At 72.5% G+C, this 18784-nt stretch carries 17 protein-coding genes; 5 read left to right on the top strand and 12 right to left on the bottom strand.

Going from position 1 to position 18784, the window contains the following annotated elements; all coding sequences use genetic code 11:
- Positions 1–128 precede the first annotated feature (128 nt).
- The 6 genes from cobT to ACQKM2_RS36760 form a co-directional block, all read right to left on the bottom strand.
- Positions 129–3695, bottom strand: coding sequence for a nicotinate-nucleotide--dimethylbenzimidazole phosphoribosyltransferase (gene cobT / locus ACQKM2_RS36785; protein WP_427717542.1), 3567 nt, complete (start codon positions 3693–3695; stop codon positions 129–131).
- Between the two features lie 252 nt (positions 3696–3947).
- Positions 3948–5168: a precorrin-6y C5,15-methyltransferase (decarboxylating) subunit CbiE gene (cbiE, locus tag ACQKM2_RS36780; protein WP_427717539.1), complete on the bottom strand. Its 1221-nt coding sequence runs from the start codon at positions 5166–5168 to the stop codon at positions 3948–3950.
- A gap of 169 nt (positions 5169–5337) precedes the next feature.
- Positions 5338–6054 (bottom strand): GNAT family N-acetyltransferase, encoded by a 717-nt coding sequence (locus ACQKM2_RS36775; RefSeq protein WP_427717537.1) that lies wholly within the window; start codon positions 6052–6054, stop codon positions 5338–5340.
- A 255-nt stretch (positions 6055–6309) separates the two neighbouring features.
- The gene (locus ACQKM2_RS36770) at positions 6310–7176 is read right to left on the bottom strand and encodes a MetQ/NlpA family ABC transporter substrate-binding protein (protein ID WP_427717536.1); all 867 of its coding nucleotides are present in this window, start codon (positions 7174–7176) and stop codon (positions 6310–6312) included.
- Between the two features lie 120 nt (positions 7177–7296).
- On the bottom strand, positions 7297–7965 hold the full coding sequence (locus ACQKM2_RS36765; protein WP_427717533.1) for a methionine ABC transporter permease: 669 nt from the start codon (positions 7963–7965) through the stop codon (positions 7297–7299).
- A complete protein-coding gene (locus ACQKM2_RS36760) occupies positions 7962–9017 on the bottom strand; it encodes a methionine ABC transporter ATP-binding protein (RefSeq protein ID WP_427717531.1) in 1056 nt (351 codons plus the stop codon). The genes ACQKM2_RS36765 and ACQKM2_RS36760 overlap by 4 nt, the downstream gene beginning before the upstream one ends.
- A 649-nt stretch (positions 9018–9666) precedes the next feature.
- Between ACQKM2_RS36760 and ACQKM2_RS36755 the strand changes: the two genes are divergently transcribed.
- Both ACQKM2_RS36755 and ACQKM2_RS36750 read left to right on the top strand, forming a co-directional pair.
- A complete protein-coding gene (locus ACQKM2_RS36755) occupies positions 9667–10032 on the top strand; it encodes a hypothetical protein (RefSeq protein WP_125597304.1) in 366 nt (121 codons plus the stop codon).
- Positions 10025–10441 carry a hypothetical protein gene (locus ACQKM2_RS36750; protein ID WP_427717529.1) on the top strand — a complete coding sequence of 139 codons (417 nt, stop codon included), beginning with the start codon at positions 10025–10027 and terminating at the stop codon, positions 10439–10441. Before ACQKM2_RS36755 ends, ACQKM2_RS36750 begins: the two co-directional genes overlap by 8 nt.
- Before the next feature lie 87 nt (positions 10442–10528).
- Here ACQKM2_RS36750 and ACQKM2_RS36745 read toward each other — a convergent pair whose 3' ends face one another.
- From ACQKM2_RS36745 to ACQKM2_RS36735, 3 genes are all read right to left on the bottom strand, one after another.
- Complete coding sequence (locus tag ACQKM2_RS36745; RefSeq protein WP_427717526.1) at positions 10529–11032, bottom strand: GNAT family N-acetyltransferase; 504 nt, start codon at positions 11030–11032, stop codon at positions 10529–10531.
- Between the two features lie 37 nt (positions 11033–11069).
- The gene (locus tag ACQKM2_RS36740; protein ID WP_427717524.1) at positions 11070–11594 is read right to left on the bottom strand and encodes a sigma-70 family RNA polymerase sigma factor; all 525 of its coding nucleotides are present in this window, start codon (positions 11592–11594) and stop codon (positions 11070–11072) included.
- 73 nt (positions 11595–11667) lie between these two features.
- Positions 11668–12846, bottom strand: coding sequence for a glycerophosphodiester phosphodiesterase (locus ACQKM2_RS36735; RefSeq protein WP_427717521.1), 1179 nt, complete (start codon positions 12844–12846; stop codon positions 11668–11670).
- Positions 12847–13157: 311 nt separating this feature from the next.
- Between ACQKM2_RS36735 and ACQKM2_RS36730 the strand changes: the two genes are divergently transcribed.
- Positions 13158–13778, top strand: a complete 621-nt coding sequence (locus ACQKM2_RS36730) for a lysophospholipid acyltransferase family protein (protein ID WP_405983156.1) — start codon at positions 13158–13160, stop codon at positions 13776–13778.
- 25 nt (positions 13779–13803) lie between these two features.
- Here the strand turns inward: ACQKM2_RS36730 and ACQKM2_RS36725 are convergent, their stop codons facing one another.
- From ACQKM2_RS36725 to ACQKM2_RS36715, 3 genes are all read right to left on the bottom strand, one after another.
- Positions 13804–15279, bottom strand: a complete 1476-nt coding sequence (locus ACQKM2_RS36725) for a membrane-associated oxidoreductase (protein WP_427717519.1) — start codon at positions 15277–15279, stop codon at positions 13804–13806.
- Positions 15280–15358: 79 nt separating this feature from the next.
- A complete protein-coding gene (locus tag ACQKM2_RS36720; RefSeq protein ID WP_427717518.1) occupies positions 15359–16903 on the bottom strand; it encodes an MFS transporter in 1545 nt (514 codons plus the stop codon).
- Complete coding sequence (locus tag ACQKM2_RS36715) at positions 16903–17451, bottom strand: TetR/AcrR family transcriptional regulator (protein ID WP_427717515.1); 549 nt, start codon at positions 17449–17451, stop codon at positions 16903–16905. The genes ACQKM2_RS36720 and ACQKM2_RS36715 overlap by 1 nt, the downstream gene beginning before the upstream one ends.
- Positions 17452–17551: 100 nt before the next feature.
- On the opposite strand from ACQKM2_RS36715, the gene ACQKM2_RS36710 reads away from it, so the two are divergent.
- Together ACQKM2_RS36710 and ACQKM2_RS36705 are read left to right on the top strand one after the other, a co-directional pair.
- Positions 17552–18058, top strand: a complete 507-nt coding sequence (locus ACQKM2_RS36710; RefSeq protein ID WP_427717513.1) for an HAD domain-containing protein — start codon at positions 17552–17554, stop codon at positions 18056–18058.
- A gap of 181 nt (positions 18059–18239) precedes the next feature.
- Positions 18240–18659: a hypothetical protein gene (locus ACQKM2_RS36705; RefSeq protein WP_427717511.1), complete on the top strand. Its 420-nt coding sequence runs from the start codon at positions 18240–18242 to the stop codon at positions 18657–18659.
- Positions 18660–18784 lie beyond the last annotated feature (125 nt).

Genomic DNA, 18784 nt, shown 5'->3' with positions numbered 1-18784 from the left:
ATAAAAAATATAACCTTAACAATCTTCCCCAACACCCCTATCTTCCTTTCTCTGTGGGCCCGGGAAAGCGCCGGGGCCGGACACCCTTCGGTGTCCGGCCCCGGCCCGCGTACGTACGTACGTACCCGCTACTTCTCCGTCACGCCTGCCGAGTCGAACGTGGCCACCTCGTGCATCGCGCGGGCCGCGCTCTGGACCAGGGGGAGGGCCAGGAGGGCGCCGGTGCCTTCGCCGAGGCGGAGGTCCAGGTCGACCAGGGGGCGCAGGCCGAGCTTGTTGAGGGCGGCCACGTGGCCCGGTTCCGCGCTGCGGTGGCCGGCGATGCAGGCCGACAGGGCTTCGGGGGCGATGGCGCGGGCCACCAGGGCGGCCGCGCCGGCGCTCACGCCGTCCAGGATGACCGGCGTGCGCAGGGAGGCGCCGCCGAGGAGCAGGCCGACGATTGCCGCGTGCTCCAGGCCGCCGATCGCGGCGAGGACTCCGATCGGGTCCGCCGGGTCCGGCTGGTGGAGCTCCAGGGCACGGCGTACGACGTCGACCTTCCGGGCGTGCGTCTCGTCGTTGATGCCGGTGCCGCGGCCGGTGACCTCGGCCGGGTCCACGCCCGTGAAGACGGAGATGAGGGCAGCGGACACCGTGGTGTTCGCGATGCCCATCTCACCCGTCAGCAGGGCCTTGTTGCCCGCCGCGACGAGGTCGCGCGCCGTCTCGATGCCGACCTCGATGGCCGCGATGGCCTCCTCGCGGGACATCGCGGGTCCGACGGACAGGTCGTCCGTGCCGGGGCGGACCTTGCGCGGGAGCAGGCCCGGGGTGGCGGGGAGGTCGCCGGCCACGCCGACGTCGATGACGCAGACCTCGGCGCCGACCTGGTTGGCGAAGGCGTTGCAGACGGCCCCGCCGCCCAGGAAGTTGGCCACCATCTGCGTGGTCACCTCCTGGGGCCAGGGGGTGACGCCCTGGGCGTGGACACCGTGGTCACCGGCGAAGATCGCGACGGCGGCGGGCTCCGGGATCGGCGGCGGGCAGACCCGCGACAGGCCGGACAGCTGCGCGGAGATGATCTCCAGCATGCCGAGCGCGCCCGCCGGCTTGGTCATGCGCTTCTGCCGCTCCCAGGCCTCGCCGAGCGCCTTCGCGTCGAGCGGGCGGATGCTGGCGACGGTCTCGGACAGCAGGTCGTGCGGGGCCTCGCCGGGCAGCGCGCGGCGGCCGTACGTCTCCTCGTGGACGACCCAGGCCAGCGGACGCCTCTGCGACCAGCCCGCCTGCATCAGCTCCGGCTCCTCGGGGAACTCGTCGACGTACCCGACGCAGAGGTACGCGACGACCTCCAGGTGCTCCGGCAGGCCGAGGGCGCGGACCATCTCGCGCTCGTCGAAGAAGCTGACCCAGCCGACGCCGAGGCCTTCGGCGCGGGCGGCGAGCCAGAGGTTCTCGACGGCGAGGGCCGAGGAGTACGGGGCCATCTGCGGCTGCGTGTGCCGGCCGAGGGTGTGGCGGCCGCCGCGGGTGGGGTCGGCAGTGACGACGATGTTCACCGGGGTGTCGAGGATGGCCTCGATCTTCAGTTCCTTGAACTGCTTGGCCCGGCCCTTGGGCAGCGACTTGGCGTAGGCCTCGCGCTGCTTCTGGGCGAGCTCGTGCATCGTCCGGCGGGTCTCGGCGGAGCGGATGACGACGAAGTCCCAGGGCTGCGAGTGGCCGACGCTGGGCGCGGTGTGGGCCGCCTCCAGGACGCGCAGCAGCACCTCGTGCGGGATGGGGTCGGTGCGGAAGCCCTTGCGGATGTCACGGCGCTCGCGCATCACGCGCAGGACGGCCTCGCGCTCCGCGTCGGCGTATCCGGGGGCCGGCTCGCCGACGGGCCCCGCCGGGGCGGGCTCGGCGGCCTCGGCTTCGGCCTCGGCTTCGGCGGCCTCGGCCGGGGCGGGCTCGGTGGCCTCCGCGGCCTGTACGGGCTCGGGCTGCGGCTCGGCGACGGGCTCCGGCGCGGCTTCGGCGGGCGCCTCGGCCGGGACCACCGTCTCCGCGGGACCCGCCTCGGCGGGCACGGCGGCGGCCACGGCGGCGGGCGCCGCCTCGGGCTCGGCGGGCTGTACGGGCTCGGCCGGGGTCTCCGGCGCGGCGGGCGCGGCCTGCGGGACCGGCGGCGCGGCCTCGGCCGGGGCGTCGGCTGCGGGAACGGCGGCCTCGGGCGCCTCGGGGGCTGCGGCGGGCTCGGCGGCGGCCTCGGGGGCCGTCGGGGCCTCCTCGGCGGCGGGAGCGGCCTCGGCAGCGGTCTCCGGGGCGGGCTGGGCGGCGGCGTCGACCACGACGGGGGCGGTGACGGGCTCGGGTACGACGGGCTCGGCCGTCCAGGGGGTAGCGGCCTGCGGCGGGACCTCACCGGGCTGCGGCGCGACGGGACCCAGGTCCAGGTACTCGGGGCCGGGGGCGGCGGCCGACTCGGCCTCGGGGACCTGCCCGGCGGCGGGAACGTCCTCGGGGGCCTGGCCGGCGGCCTCTGCGGCGGCGGCCTCGGCGGCGATGGCGGCGGCGACCTGCGGGGCCAGCACCACGACGGGCTCGGCGGAGACGGGCTCCGCCACCGGGGGCTCGGCGGCAACGGGCTCGGCGACGACCGGCTCCGCGACGACGGCCTCGGGCGCGACGGGCACGGCTTCGACGGCGACGGGCACGGCTTCGGCGGCCACACCTTCGACAGGCACAGCTGCGACGGCCACGGCTTCCACGGGCACGGCTTCGACGGCCACGACGGGCTCCCCCACCGCGGCCTCCGCCACGACGGCCTGCGCCTGCGCCTGCGCGGCAGCCGGCTCGACGGGAACGCCCTGCTCGGCAGGCACTGCCTGCTCGGCCGGCACGACCTGCTCGGCCGCAACCGCGACCGCCGGCTCAACGGGAACGCCCTGCGCCACACCGGGCGCCACCTGCACACCCGCACCCGGCGCCGGCTGCACCCCGGGAACCATCTGCACCCCGGGGACCGGCTGCACACCCGGCGTCATCGCGGCGACCTGCGGCACCGGCGCGGCGGCCGGACCCCGGTCGGCGAGGGAGCGTACGACTCCCCCGGTGGCGTCGGGTACGGGCGGGCCCATGTGCAGCGGGCGGCGCGGCGGCATCACGGCGGCGGCGGGCGGGACCTGTCCGGCGGCGGGGGCGGCGGGCGGGACCACGAGGCCGCCGAGGTCGAGGGAGCCGGAGTCGCGGCCGCCGGTCTCGTGGGCGCCGGCGCTGTACGCGGCGGGGTCGGCGAAGGTGCCGGGGGCGGGGTAGCCCGCCTCGGGGAAGCCGGGTGCGGGCTGTCCGGGCGCGGGGAAGGCCTCGGGGTAGCCGGGGTCCGGGAAGCCGAGGTGTCCGGGCTCGGGGTAGCCGGCGGCGGGGGCCTGCGGGTACTCGGTGTAGAGGGGTTCCGCCGGGAAGTCGCCGGGGAAGGCCGGGACCGGGGGGACCACCTGCGGGTCGCTCCAGGAGCCCTGCCCGTGGCCGCTCGGCATCAGGAGCAGTTCCTCGTCCTCGGCCTCGGACGGGTCGTCCACGAGGTCCTGGAAGGCGTAGCCTGCCGGGGCCTGCGGCGGCATCGGCGGCAGCGGCGGCATCGGGGGGACCTGAGCGGGATTGCCCTGCTGATCCACCATGCCCGTGTTGTCCGGGTGACCCTCGCCCGGGACCTGGCCGGTGTCAGTCATGCGTACCCCTCGCCCATCGGTGTTGCCTCTTCGATCGCCCGGCCGCCCACAGGGCCCGCCGTGCGGACTTTGCCGTGCGGGGTCGTCGCGCGGTGCGCGGTCTCGCCCGCCCACGCACAACAACTCCCGAGCATTGTCGCGCTCGTCGGCCTCCGTGTCGGCCAGAAACCGGCACGGTCCGCTGTGGACTGCGCCACGTCGCGCGTCCACCAGGGCGGTACGACGATCGGCCAGCCTACCCCGGGCGCCGCGTCAGCGGTTCACGGGGCGTTCGCCTGCCAGCAGGAACACCACGGAACGCTCCTGTTCGGCCCAGGTCCGGGGGTCGAGGCCGACGGACTGGAGGAGCGCGCATTCGACGGCGTACCCGTGTTCGGTGAGGGTGCGTCCGATGGCCTCGGCCTCGTCTCGCGTGGAGGCGTGGCCGACGATCCGTTCGGGGCGCCGTTCGGCGACGGCGGCGATGACGGGGGGTCCGCCGCCGCCGACGCGGACCACGTCGGGTTCGGGGAGGTTCTCCAGTACGTGTGGAGCGCGGCCCGAGACGACCTGGATCTGGACACCGCGCTTGCGGGCGGCGGCGGTTACGCGTTCGCAGGCGCGCGGGTCGGCGTCGACGGCGATGACGGCGGCTCCGTGGGCGGCGGCGTCCACGGCGAGGGCTCCGGTGCCGGCTCCGATGTCCCAGAGGAGGTCTCCGGTGCGGGGGCCGAGCCGGGCGAGCTGGGCGGCGCGCAGCTGGACGGACTCCCCTTCGCCGGGCCGGGGTCCGTCGGCGGCGGGCTGCGGGCGGGCCCAGCCGCGTACGGGGGCGGGTCCGGGGCCGCGGCCGAGCAGCCAGCCGGGGTCGGCGGCGGTGGGGGCGTGGCCGGCGCCGCCGATGACGATGACGACGTTGGGGTCGCGCCAGCTGTGGTCGGCGGCGGCGTCGGAGGTGAGGACGGTGACGCGTTCGCGGTCGGTGCCGAGTTCCTCGCAGATGACGAAGGTGCGGTGGATCCCTTCGAGGAGCAGGGCGAGTTCGGCGGGGCCGGCGCCGGGCGAGGTGAGGACGGCGACCTTGGTGTGGGCGCGGCAGACGTTGACGGCGCGGCGCAGGGTGCGGGGGTGGGCGACGACGACCTGGGCGTCGTCCCAGGGCATTCCGGCGCGGGCGAAGGCGGCGGCGACGGCGGAGACGGCGGGGACGACTTCTACTTCGAGGCCGTGTTCGGGGGCGCGCAGGGTGCGGACGACGCCGAAGAAGCCGGGGTCGCCGTCGGCGAGGACGACGGCGGTGCCGCGGTGGCCGGCGATGCGGCGGGCGGCGAGGCCGAGGCTGCCGAGGCGGATGCGTTCCGCGCCGGGCGGGATCTCGGGGAGCGCGAGGTGGTGTGCGGCTCCGGCCACGAGGGTGGCGGCGGAGAGCGCGGAGCGGGCGGCCGCGGTCAGGGGGGAGCCGTCCCATCCGATCACCGTGACCCGGTCGGCCATCGTCGTCGGTCTCCTGGGGTGGGGGGTGGGGGGAAACCGCCTTCGACACGAGATCTCAGTGAGTTTCAGGGCATCTCTGGAGATCTCAGGGCATCTCCGGAGATCTCTGGGAATCTCATGGGATCTCAGGGGGTTTCGGGGGTCACGGTGAGACTACCCGGTCATCGGGTCAGTGCCGGTCGGCGCCGACGGCGTAGCCGTGTGCGTCGGCGCGGCGGCGCAGGGGGTAGCCGTCGTCGTGGCCGGGGCGGCCGGAGGGGCCGGAGCGGGCGTGGCGGTTCTCGTACACGTCGTACTCGTCGGTGTCGTCGAGGTCCTCGGGGACGAGGCTCCAGACGATGAGGTCGGTACGGGTGTCGGTCCAGCTGCCGTCGGCGGCCTGGGTGCGCACTATCGCCACGTTGCGCAGGACGCCTTCGCTGATGCAGCCGATCTTCTGGGCGACCTGCTGGGAGGCGGTGTTGTCGGCGGCGGTGCGCAGTTCGAGTCTTTCGAAGCGCTGGTCGCGCAGGAGCCACTGGGCGACGGCGAGGACGGATTCGCTGGCGTAGCCCTCGCCGCGGGCCCAGGGGGCGGTGACGTAGCCGGCTTCGGCGGTGCGGGTGCGCCAGTCGGTGTTCCGGAGGTGGACGAAGCCCACGAGGCGCTGGGTGAGGAATTCGGTGACGGCGAGGACGATGCCGCGGCCGTCGGTGCGCTCGGCGTGGGAGAGGGCGGTGGCCCAGGCGCGGGCGTCGGCGGGGGTGTAGGGGTGCGGTGCGGAGGTCCAGGCGGTGACCTGCTCGTCGTTCATCATCTCGGCGAGCGCGGTGACGTCCTCCTCCTCGAAGGGGCGCAGCACCAGCCGGTCCGTGCTGATGGTGACGTCCGGGAAGGTGGTAGTCATGCGCAGCTCCATGCCTGGGACCGTGGGGCGGGACCGTTCGTGCCGCCCGCCTTCGTACGGGACCGCCGTGCGGGACCGTTTGTGCGGGTCGTAGGCCACAGCATGCAGCATCGGCCGGGGGATGTGCAGGGCCGGGCTGCCCGGAAGCGGGCAGGGCCCGGGAAGCCCGCGGCCCCGCGCGCCCGGGTGGGTGCGCGGGGCCGGGAATCCGGCGTCGATCCGGTGTCTGTCCGGCTTCTACCAGGCGGTCTTGGGTCAGGCGGCCGGGGTGCCGAAGGCCGGGATGACCGAGCCCTGGTACTTCTCCTCGATGAACTTCTTGACCTCGTCGGAGTTCAGGAGCTTGGCGAGCTTCTGGATGCGCGGGTCGTTCTGCTTGCCTTCCTTGACCGCGAGGAAGTTGGCGTACGGGTTGCCCTCGGACTTCTCCAGGACCAGGGCGTCCTTGGCGGGCGAGAGCTTGGCCTCCAGGGCGTAGTTGCCGTTGATGACGGCGGCGTCGACGTCGTTCAGGGCACGGGGGACCGTGGCGGCCTCCAGCTCCTTGAACTCCAGGCCCTTCTTGTCGGTGATGTCGGACAGCTTGGCGCTGGTGCCGACCCCGTCCTTGAGGGTGATCAGCTTGTTGGCGGCGAGCAGCTGGAGCGCGCGGCCCTCGTTGGTGGTGTCGTTGGGGACGGCGACGGTCTGGCCGGGCTTGATGTCGGTGAGGGCCTTGACCTTCTTGGAGTAGAGGCCGAGGGGCTCCAGGTGGACGTTCACGACGGGCACGATGTGCGTGCCGTTCTTCTTGTTGAAGTCGTCGAGGTACGGCTTGTGCTGGAAGAAGTTGCCGTCGACCTGGCCCTGCTCGGTGGCGGTGTTGGGCAGGACGTAGTCCGTGAACTCCTTCACCTCCAGCTTGAGGCCGTCCTTGGCCGCGAGCTTGTCCTTGACGAAGTTCAGGATGTCGGCGTGCGGGCTCGGGGAGGCGGCGATGACGAGCGGCTTGGTCTCGTCGACCTTGCCGCCGTCGGTCTTGCCGGCCGTGGACGGGTCCGAGGAGCTGCCGCAGGCGGTGAGGCCGAGGGCGAGCGCGGCGGAGACGGCGGCGATGGCGGTGAGCTTGGTGTTCTTGCGCACGAAGAGTGCCTTTCTTGCTTTTCGCGGGTGTTCGCGGGGTGGCGGCCCAAGCACGACAAGTGCGGGCTTTCCTTTGTGGGGAAGTCTGGGAGGTGCTCTCAGGCTGTCCGGCGGGTCGTCTCAGGCTGTCCGGCCGCGGCGCGCGAGGACGCGTACCACGCCGTCGCCGATCAGCTGGATCACCGTGACGAGGGCGATGAGGACGGCGACGGTGGCGAACATGAAGCCGGTCTCGAAGCGCTGGAAGCCGTAGGTGATGGCCTTGGAGCCGAGTCCTTCGCCGCCGACCGCGCCGGCCATGGCGGAGTAGCCGACGAGGGTGATGACGGTGGTGGTGACGCCGGCGACCAGGGAGGGCAGGGCCTGCGGGAGCAGGACCTTGCCGACGAGGGTGGGGATGCCGCCGCCCATGGACTCGACGGCCTCGACGAGGCCGTGGTCGACCTCGCGGACGGCGGTCTCGACGAGCCGGGCGAAGAAGGGGACGGCGCCGATGGCGAGCGGGACGATCATGGCGGTGGGGCCGATGAAGGTGCCGACGACGGCGGTGGTGACCGGGATCAGGAAGATCAGCAGGATGATGAACGGCAGCGAGCGGCCTATGTTCACGATCACGCCGAGGACCTTGTTGAGCGGCTGGTTCTGCAGGAGGCCGCCCTTGTCGGTGAGGACGAGGAGGATGCCGATGGGCAGTCCGCCGAGGACGGTCACCAGGGTGGACCACAGCACCATGTAGAGGGTGTCGTAGGTGCCCTGGGTGAGCAGGGGCTGCATCTCGGACCAGGTCACTTGGCACCGTCCTTGACCAGTGCGGCGATCTCGGAGTCGAGGTCGGAGTCTTCGTCGACGATGTCGACCTGGAGGCCCTGCTCGCGCAGGAAGCCGACGGGCACCACGTTGTCCTCGTAGCGGCCGGGGAGTTCGATGCGCATGCGGCCGATCTGGCGGCCGGCGACGGTGTCCATCGCGGCGCCGAGGATCGAGATGTCGATGTTGTACGTGCGCGAGAGCTGGGAGATGACCGGCTGGGTGGCGGCCTCGCCGTGGAAGGTGACGTCGACGACGGTGCGGTCGGGGCCGGTGGCGGTGCCGCTGACCGGGAAGAGTTCGCCGGCGAGCTCGGAGCCGGGGGTGGCGAGCAGTTCGGCGACGGTGCCGGACTCGATGATCCGGCCCTTCTTCATGAGGGCGGCGGAGTCGCAGACGGCCTTGACGACGTCCATCTCGTGGGTGATGAGGAGGACGGTGAGGCCGAGCTGGCGGTTGAGGTCGCGCAGCAGCTGGAGGATGGAGCGGGTGGTCTCGGGGTCGAGGGCGCTGGTGGCCTCGTCGGAGAGGAGCACCTTGGGGTCGCCGGCCAGGGCGCGGGCGATGCCGACGCGCTGCTTCTGGCCGCCGGAGAGCTGGGTGGGGTAGGCCTTGGCCTTGTCGGCGAGGCCGACGAGGTCGAGGAGTTCCAGGGCCTTGCGGGAGCGTTCGCGGCCGGAGACGCCGAGGATCTCCAGGGGGAGTTCGATGTTGGCCTGCACGGTGCGCGAGGACAGCAGGTTGAAGTGCTGGAAGACCATGCCGATGCGGCTGCGGGCCTCGCGGAGTTCCTTGCCGGCGCGGCGGCCGCGGCCGGCGAGGGCGGTGAGCTCGACGCCGTCCACGGTGACGGTGCCGGTGGTGGGGCGTTCCAGCAGGTTCACGCAGCGGATGAGGGAGGACTTGCCGGCGCCGCTCTGGCCGATGACTCCGTAGACCTCGCCCTCGCGGACGTGCAGGTCGACGCCGTCCAGGGCGGTGACCTCGCGGCCGCGGGACTGGTAGACCTTCGTGAGGCCCGATGTGGTGATCACAGGATTTCCGTCGCTGTCGAGTGCACGGGGTGCGGGTGCCGTGCACGGGGCAAACATCTGGGGACGCGATACGGGTCTAACCGTCACAAAATGATGGTGTCGACGCGTGCGCGGGGCAGGAGCGGTCCGTACCGGGGATCAGTCGGCGGTGTGGTGCGACTGGGGTGGCGGAGTTGCTCGGCCGGTCTCGCTTCGGGGCGCGAGACTGCGTGAGAGGGGCCCTCAGAAGGCGCACATTCGACACATACAACGAGCACCGGGCGTCATCGTCGCCTCGGTCGCAAGGGTGCGGCTGCTCGTCGTGGTCATGTGCCCCAGTAAAGCAGACATGGCGACTCACCGATCAATGCTGTCCGGATAGCGGACGGAATTCGGCCGCATTCCGGACAGGATTGGATTGAACCAGTCACCCCTGGCACTCCGTCCCCGGCGTGATTCCACCCCTGCTGACCAGCGTGGACACCGTCGAGAGGTCCCGGACGACCACGTCCGCGTCGAGCTCGGCGGCCGGGTGTGCTGTGGTCAAGGCCACGGTCCGCATGCCGGCCGCCCGTACGCCTTCGGGCAGCGGCCCGGCGATGATCTCGGCGGCCGGGCGGCCGCGAGGGGCGGGCGCATCGGGCCTTCGGGCCCGTAATACCCTCGCTGCATGCTCGTCGCCCTGACGGTCGCCATCGGCGCGGCCGCACTCGCCCTCGCCGCCTGGTGCGGCCACGCCGCATGGCGGGACCAGCCGACCAAGGACTGGCACTTCATCGGCATGGCCGTGGTGACCGTGCTGGTCCTGGCCCAGCTGGTGATCGGCCTGGTCCAGCTGGGCCGGGGCGAGAAGCCCGAACAGGGCACGGTGATCTTCGTGGCCTACCTGCTGGGCGCCTTCGCGGCGGTCCCGGCGGCCGGGATGCTCTCGCTGACCGAGCGCACCAAGTGGGGTTCGGTGACGGTGGCCGCGGGCGCGGTCGTCCTCGCCGTGCTGGAAGTACGGCTCTACGACATCTGGGGATCCGGTGCCTGACACGACGACCGCCCCGCCCGCCGGGCGCAAGCGACTGGTCTCCGGTCCCGGACTGCTGCTGGTGTGGCTCTACGGGGTGATGGTGGTCGGCGCGCTCTCGCGCTCGGTCTACCAGATCTCCACCGAGTTCGACCGGGCGCCGCTGGCGTACTCGCTGTCGGCCGCGGCGGCCGTGGCGTACGCCTTCATCACGTATTCGCTGGTGCGCGGCGGGGAGACCGCCCGCCGGGCGGCGCTGGTGTGCTGCGGCGTCGAACTCGCCGGTGTGCTGGCCGTCGGTGCCTGGACCCTGGTGCGGCCCGACTCCTTCCCCGACGCGACCGTGTGGTCGGAGTTCGGGAGGGGCTACCTCTTCATCCCGGTCATCCTGCCGGTCACCGGGATGCTCTGGCTCCGCTCCAAGCGCTGAGCCGTGCGGTCTTGAGGGTTCCGGCCCCCGGAACCGGTCCGGGGGTGCTCCGCCGTCGCTGCGGAACACCCCCGGACCGGACGGCCGCTACGCGCTGACGGCGTAGTCGGTGTCCTTGGCGTCCTTCTCCAGGATGACCAGGCGCACGCCGTCGGAGGCCGTGCGGTTGCCGACCTGCGCGTAGCCGGCCTTGCGGTAGAGCCGCAGGTTGGACTCGCTCTTGTGGCCCGTGTGCAGGCGGAAGCGGGTCGTGCCGGCGTTCCCGGCGAGGGCCTCCTCGACCCCGCGCAGCAGCCGGGCGCCGAGGCCGTGGCCCTGCAGCCGCGGGTGCACGCACAGCTTGGCGATGCTGGCCGTGCCGTCCTCGCCGACGCTGCCGCGCACCGCGCCCACCACCTCGTCGCCGAGCCGGGCCACCAGGACGGTGTCCGAGGCCAGCTCCGCCTTCAGGGAGTCCAGGGACTGGGTCAGGGGCTGGATGAGGTAGTTGCCGTACAGCTCGGCCTCCCGCTGGAACGCCAGATACTGCAGTTTGAAAATCTGCTCGGCGTCTTCGGCGGCCGCCGCCGAAATGGTCACGCTCATGCCCATGTGCGCATGCCTCCCGCTCACCTGGTAGCTCTCCGGTCTACCGCTCCTTTCCCCAAGGGTCAGGAGCCGCAACCTCGACAGCCAGCATTCTGCGCAGACATCCCAGGCAACGGGAACGTACCGGTCCCAAACTTCCTTGTGAGATACCCAACTCTCCTGCGATTTCACGGTAAGTCAGGTCCCTGGGCGACAGAAGTGCGGACATCAGCTGCGGACAGCGTCCGGGCAATCGGGCGACCGCCGATCGGAGGGCCCGGTTCTCCTCGCCGTGCAGCAGGGCGTCCTCGGGCTCGCCGGCGGCGTCCGCCGGGGTCGCGCCGTACGGGACCTCCCGGCGCGCCCGCCGCCGGGCGCGCCGGGCCTCGGCGCGCACTGCCCGCCGCAGCCAGCGGGCGCGTCCTGCGGGGAAGGGGGCGCGCGGGCCGCGTTCCAGCAACCGCACCCAGACGGCTTGTTCCAGGTCGGCGGCTTCCACTCCGGCGGCCGGGGCCTCCGCGGCCGCCTCGGCGGAGAGCAGCGGGCCCAGTTCCGTGAGCAGGTCGGGTTCCTGTATCAGGTCCATGCCGGGCGGGACGCGGGTGCCGGGCCGGGCGGTTTCCCCGCCGGGCCCGGCCCACCCGTTCGGGCGCGGGGGGCTAGCGGTTGACGCCGCGGCCGGGGCGGAAGGCCTCCGCGGCGAGGAGTCCGGTGTCCGGGTTGTCGGTGAAGATGCCGTCGATGCCCAGTTCGAAGTACTTCTTGAAGGCGCCGAAGGCGTCGCCGTAGGCGGCCGGGTCGGTGCCCTTGCGGTATTCGGCCGGCAGGAAGCTGTTCTCGTTGCGCGCGGTGTAGGGGTGCAGCACCAGGCCCTTGGCGTGGGCGTCGCGCACGAGGGTGGTGGGGGTGCCGAGCTTGCCGGCCGCGTCGCGCGGCACGATCAGGTCGAGGGTGGGGCCGATGCCCTGGGCGAAGCCCGCGATCCACTTGAGGCCCTCGGGCTTGACGAGGTCGGCGACGGTACGGGGGTCCTTGGCCGTCTCGAAGTCCCAGGGGCGGGTGTTGGCCGCGGAGAGCAGCACCACGCGCGGGGCGGAGACCAGGCGGGAGAGCCGCTGGATGCTGGAGGGCTCGAAGGACTGGAGGAACACGGCGGCGTCGCGGCCGTCGCGCCCGTAGCGGCGCAGCAGCTTGGCGAGGGGCTCCTCCAGGCCGAGGCCCAGGCCGCGGAAGTAGGTGGGGTGCTTGGTCTCGACGTGCAGCCAGATCCGCTTGTCGCGCAGCCGGCCCTCGCGGTTGGCCCAGCGGAGCACCTCTTCGAAGGTGGGGACCGCCCACCGGCCGTCGTAGAGGGTGTTGCGCTGGCGGACGGCGGGGATACGTTCCTTCGCGCGCAGGGTCTTCAGCTCGGCGAGGGTGAAGTCCTCGGTGAACCAGCCGGTGACGGAGACCCCGTCGACGGTCTTGGTGGTGCGCCGGCCGGCGAACTCGGGGTGGTCGGCGACGTCGGTGGTGCCGCCGATCTCGTTCTCGTGGCGGCAGACGAGGTGGCCGTCCTTGGTGGGGACGAGGTCCTGCTCGATGACGTCGGCGCCGAGGTCGAGGGCCAGCTGGTAGGAGCCGAGGGTGTGCTCGGGGCGGTAGCCGCTGGCCCCGCGGTGGCCGATGACCAGCGGGACGGGGAGGTCGCGGTAGCCGCCGCGGTCGCCCTGGCCGCCGTCGGCGCGGTCGTCCGCCGCGGCGGAGGCGGTTCCCGCCGTCAGTCCGGTGATTCCGGTTCCGGCCGCCAGTACGGCCGCTCCGAGCACCGTGCGCCGCGCTGCCCCACCCTGTGTCATCAGTGCACTCCTCGTCCTGGACCGGGCCCGCGGCCCCGGGATCTCCGGGGGGCGTGGAGGCCGCGATCGGCGTGGCGATGGTAGGCAAAGGAGGGTGGCGCGGGGGTGGGCTCCACCGGAACATGGCGGAAACGCGTGTCAACACTGCGTATCCACCTCGTGAACCCGATGTGCCAACAGGGGCGACCCGCGAGTATCGTCCTCACCTGCACTACCGCCGTGTGGTGCGAAAGCCGCTTTTCGATGCCGGAGGGCTCACGTTGTTCCGTACCGCGCTCATCAAAGCCACTGTCGGACCGGTCATCCGCCTGATGTTCCGCACCAAGGTGGAGGGGCTCGACAACATCCCGGGCACGGGTCCGGTGATCCTGGCGGGCAACCACCTGACCTTCATCGACTCGATGATCATGCCGCTGGTGTGCGACCGCACGGTCCACTTCATCGGCAAGGACGAGTACGTGACGGGCAAGGGCCTCAAGGGCCGTCTGATGGCGTGGTTCTTCACGGGCTCCGGCATGATCCCGGTGGACCGGGACGGTGCGAACGGCGGCGTCGCCGCGCTGATGACGGGCCGCCGGATCCTGGAGGAGGGCAAGGTCTTCGGGATCTACCCCGAGGGCACCCGCTCCCCCGACGGCCGGCTCTACCGCGGCCGCACCGGCATCGCCCGCCTGACCCTGATGACGGGCGCCCCGGTGGTCCCGTTCGCGGTGATCGGCACGGACAAGCTGCAGCCCGGCGGCGCGGGCATGCCGCGCCCGGGCCGGGTGACGATCCGCTTCGGCGAGCCGATGGAGTTCTCCCGCTACGAGGGCATGGACCGCGACCGCTACGTGCTGCGCGCCGTGACCGACTCGGTGATGGCCGAGGTCATGCGCCTGTCCGGCCAGGAGTACGTGGACATGTACGCGACGAAGGCGAAGGCGGCCTGAGTCCGGCGGCCCTGTGGCCCTGCGGTCACTGCCTCTGGAGTGACCGGCTGACGCCCGCCGCCGTGGTGGTGGCGAGGATCCAGCCGGTCACGATCAGCAGGTACGACAGCCACTGGTACCAGCCGGCCGGCGCGAAGGCGCCCTCCTGCCCGAAGCCGATGATCGGCAGCATCAGGTCGAGGGTGAAGAAGAGCGGGTTGAACTCCGGCGCCTCCCCCGCCTTCAGCGCCCGCGGCGGGGTGATCCCGTACGCGACGGTCCCGGTGAGGGTCAGCGCGAGCAGCCAGGCCGCCGCGCGCATCGGCCGGAAGCCGTAGCCGACGGTGGCGTCCTGGAGCAGGCCCCAGAGCCGGGTGTGCCGGGGCTGGGTGCGCCGGTGGCGGCGCAGTTTGGCCAGCTGGGCGGTGCGGGCGGCCGCCTCGTCGCCGACCGTGCGGTAGGCGGCCGCCAGCTGCTCGTAGGCGTACGGCAGGTAGCCGTCCTCCTCGCGCTCCAGCAGCGGCAGCCGCTCCTCGGCGGGCAGGTGGGGGTGGAGCAGCCGGTAGCTGAGCCCGTCGGTGCGGACCAGGGGCGGCCAGACGGACGGCTCGGCCCAGAGCATGTCGAACTGGCTGCGGCGCAGGTTGACGATGCCGTCGATGGTGGGGCACTTGTGCAGCCGGAACTCCCCCATGACGGCGGAGCTGGCGCGGAGGGCGACGTCGCCGGGGTTGGAGAGGCGCGCGCGGGTCAGCATGACCTGGCCGGGGATGCGGGCGCCGGTGAGGTTGACCATGCCCTCGGCGTGCAGCCGGTGGGCGCGCACGTCGCTGCCGACCACCAGGGTCTCGGCGTGCAGGGCGATGCCGCCGGGGTTGACGAGCCGGGCGTCCTCAAGGCTGATCTGGCCGGCGACGCCGGCTCCGTTGATGCGGAACTGGCCGTGGACGGTGAGTCCGTCGGCCATGATGTCCGTCCCTATCTCCGCGTGGTTGAGCTGGAGCGGCGGCTCGTCGGCCTCGTCGGGCTGGGCGCCCTGCCGGATGACGGCGCCCTGGAGGAAGAGGCCGCCCGCGACCTTCGCGCCGGCGAGGCGGACGGGTCCGTCGATGCGGCAGCCGGAGAGCCTGAGCACGATCTCGACGCGTACGGTGGCGGCGGTCAGGCCGGGCAGGGTGGAGTCGCCGAGGACGAGGGCGCGCAGCTGGGCGCCGTACATCATGGGCTTGCGTTCGAACCAGCAGGAGCGCATCCGGACGGGGTGGTCCACGACGGCGTACTTGAGGTCGAGCTTGCCGGTGATCCTGGCGCCGTAGAGCTTGATCCCGGCGACGTGGCCCTCGTCGGCCGTGCCCCCGACGAGGAGGCCCCGCAGCACTTCGGCGCGGATGGTGCGTCCGGGGCCCCAGGCGGCTCCGTCGTGGGAGCTCTCGTCGGGGCTCTCGCGGAAGTCGACCGCCTCGCCGCGCGGGAAGGCGTCGACGACGCGGCGTTCGGCCGGGGTCAGGTCGTTGATCTCCATCGCCGGGATGGTGTCCCGGGGGCCGACGGACTGTCAATTCCGTTCGGCCCGACGGGACACCGCCGCGCGGCGCGGTGCGTCAGTGTTCGACGCCGTCCTGGAGTTCCTGGCCCTTGAGGAGGAACCAGGCGGCCGCCGCGGTGGCCAGCAGGACGGCGGCGCCGACGCCGGAGGCGAGCCGCAGGCCGTCCACGAAGGCGTCCTGGGCCGCGCCGACCATGGTGTGGGCGGTGGCCGGGTCCAGGGCGCGGGCGGCCTCCACGGCGCCGCCGAGGGATTCGTGCGCGGCGTCGGCGACCGGGGCGGGGACCGAGGCCGGGGCGGTGAAGCCCTGGTAGACGCCGGTGACGACGGAGCCGAGCAGGGCGATGCCGAGGGCGGCGCCGAGTTCGTACGCGGTCTCGGAGACGGCGGAGGCCGAACCGGCCTGCTCCTTGGGGACGCTGGAGAGGATGACGTCGGCGGTGACGGTGAAGGAGAAGCCGGCGCCGAGGCCGACGACGAGCAGGGCGGCGCCGAGCAGCGGGTAGCCGGTCTCGCGGTGGATGACGGTGAGGGCCGCGAGGGCCAGGCCTATGGCGGCGAGGCCGCCGGTGACGATGACGCGTACGGAGTACCGGCGGGCGTACCGGCCGGCGACGAGGCCGGTGGCCACCGCGCCGATGGCAGCGGGCAGTTCCGCGAGTCCGGCTTCGAGCGGGTCGCGGCCCTGGACCAGCTGGAAGAACTGGGAGAGGAAGAAGACGAGTCCGGAGAGGCCGAAGACGGTCAGCAGGTCGGCGAGGACCGCGCCGGAGAAGCCGCGGTGCTTGAAGAGCCGCATGTCGAGCAGCGGCGAGGCCAGGGCGAACTGGCGGCGGACGAAGGCGTAGAGGCACGCGGCGCCGAGGGCGGCGGCGATCCAGACGCCGGGGGTGGAGCCGTGGGTGGCCGCTTCCTTGACGGCGTAGACGACGCTGATGACGCCGACGAGGGACAGGGCGACGCTGATCAGGTCCCAGGGGCCCGCGACGGGGTTCTTGGACTCGGGCAGCAGCCGGATGCCGACGAGGACGAGGACGATCATCACCGGGAGGTTGATGAGGAAGACCGAGCCCCACCAGAAGTGCTGGAGCAGGGCCCCGCCGACGACGGGTCCGACGGCCGCGCCCGCGGAGGCGGTGGCGCCCCAGATGCCGATGGCGAGGCTGCGTTCGCGCGGGTCGTGGAAGATGTTGCGGATCAGCGCGAGGGTGGACGGCATCAGGGTGGCGCCGGCCACGCCGAGCAGGGCGCGGGCGACGATCATCATCTCGGGGCTGGTCGCGTAGGCGTTCAGGACCGAGACCAGGCCGAAGGCGGTGGCTCCGGTGAGGAGGAGCTTCTTGCGGCCGATGCGGTCGCCGAGGGAGCCCATGGAGACGAGCAGGCCGGCGATGACGAAGGAGTAGATGTCGCCGATCCACAGCAGCTGGGTGCCGGACGGCTTGAGGTCCTCGCTGAGGGAGGGGGTGGCGAGGCCGAGTACGGTGGCGTCGACCGCGACCAGCAGGACGGCCAGGACGAGCACGGAGAGGGCGAGCCAGCGCCCCCTGCTCTTCTCCTCCGTCCCCGTCCGCCGGTTCAGCTGTTCGGTTCGGGTCATCACTCCACACTCCGTCGTGCGCCACCGAGCAGCAACTCGGTGATCATGTACTGGAAGTCCTTGGCCGCGACCCGGCCGTCCATGACGGCCCAGGCGCAGCTGCCGACGAGCCCGTAGAGGGCCTCGGTGAGCCATGCGGGGCTCAGGTCGATGCGGATGTGGCCCTCCTGCTGTCCGCGCTTGAAGAGCGCGCTGACGCGGGAGTCGAGGCGGGCCCAGCCCTCGTTGACCTGGTCGCCCTCGAAGAGCTGGTTCTCGGTGACGAGGAAGGCCAGCAGCTGGGCGTTGGGCTCGGTCTCGGCGATCAGCCGCCTGATGGCCTCCACCGCGGTCCCCTCGTCGAGGCGGGCGCGGTCGAAGGCGCCCTCGAACGCGCGGATGCCGAGGTCTTCGAGGGCGCGTACGAGGGCGTCGCGGCCGGCGAAGTGCCGGTGGAGGGTGGCGCGGCCGATGCCGGCGGCGCGGGCGACCTCGTCCATCGTGGCGGTCGACTTGCGGGAAAGCAGGGCCGCCGCGTCGCGGAGCACCTGGTCACGATCCATGGCCATGAGACAAGCATACCCCGAATGAGACGTTGACGTCTCATTCATTGATCCGGATCAAGAAAACGGGTCGCCCCGGGGGCGGTCCGACGAGAAGGGTGGAGCCATGAAGCCACTGCTGCTGATCGACGTCGACGGCCCGCTGAACCCCTACGCCGCCAAGGCCCAGCGCCGCCCGGAGGGCTACACCACGCACCGGATGCGACCCACCGGCTTCACCGACGGCAAGCCGCTGCGGGTGTGGCTCAACCCCGGCCACGGCGCGGAGCTGCTCGCGCTGGCGGACGCGTACGACCTGATCTGGGCCACCACCTGGAAGGACGAGGCGAACGACTGGATAGGGCCGCAGCTGGGACTGCCGCGGCTCCCCTTCATCGACTGGCCGGTGATGCACGGCCGGGCGCCGCGCGGCACCTTCTGGAAGACGCAGTACGTCCTGGAGTACGCGGGCGCGCGGCCGTTCGCCTGGATCGACGACGACATCACCGCCACGGACCACGAGTACGTCGACCTGCACCACCCGGCACACGCCCTGCTGATGTACGTGGACGAACGGATCGGCCTGACCCGCGTCGACTTCGACGCACTGGCGGACTGGGCGGCCCGGTCGTGACGCAACGCAATTCGGTGATCACTCCCCGCGATCGCGGGATTGATGCGCATCTTGATCATTTGGAGTGACGGTCCCCGCCGGGACTTCTCCCGGCGCCGGGCGAGGGAGGAGAGTCCTTCCCGGTGAGCCCTTCCCGGGGTGGGCCGCCTGCACGGATTCCTCCACATGCAGGGAGACAGTCATGAACGCATCCAGGAAGCTCACCCTCGCGGCGGCGGCGCTGACGCTGACGGTCGGCGGCGTGCTCGCCGTGTCCTCGGCCTCGGCGGAACCGGCGGTCGCCTCCCACTCCATGGCCACGACCACGGCGTGGGCCAAGGTCGCCGCCAACGGGCAGGTCCTCGGCGGCCAGGGCATCAGCGGCATCAACAAGTTCGGCATCGGCCGCTACAACATCACCACGTCCTCCGGCCTGAACGGCTGCGCCCTGCTCGGCACCATCAACACCAACGGCGGCAACGACCCCGGCCCGGGAAGCTCGTCCATCCTGGTCGGCCAGGTGAACGGGAACACCCTCTTCATCCGCACCGCCACGCCGTCCGCCGGCGGCACGGCGGCCGTGGACAGCGACCGGCCGTTCTCGATCACCGTCGTCTGCTGACACCCGGACACGCCGCAGGGGCGGTGGGGGCCGTACGGCCCCCACCGCCCCGGCGGGCGCGGGGGGGTCTGGGGGTGGACCGCGCCGGCGGGGGGGGGGTCCAGGGCGGGCGGGAGCTCGGGGTG

The sequence above is a fragment of the Streptomyces sp. NPDC004126 genome (genome assembly GCF_050275515.1).
Taxonomy (GTDB): domain Bacteria; phylum Actinomycetota; class Actinomycetes; order Streptomycetales; family Streptomycetaceae; genus Streptomyces.
The sequence above is the reverse complement of the archived record's forward strand: the minus strand, read 5'-3'. Positions and strand labels throughout refer to the sequence as shown.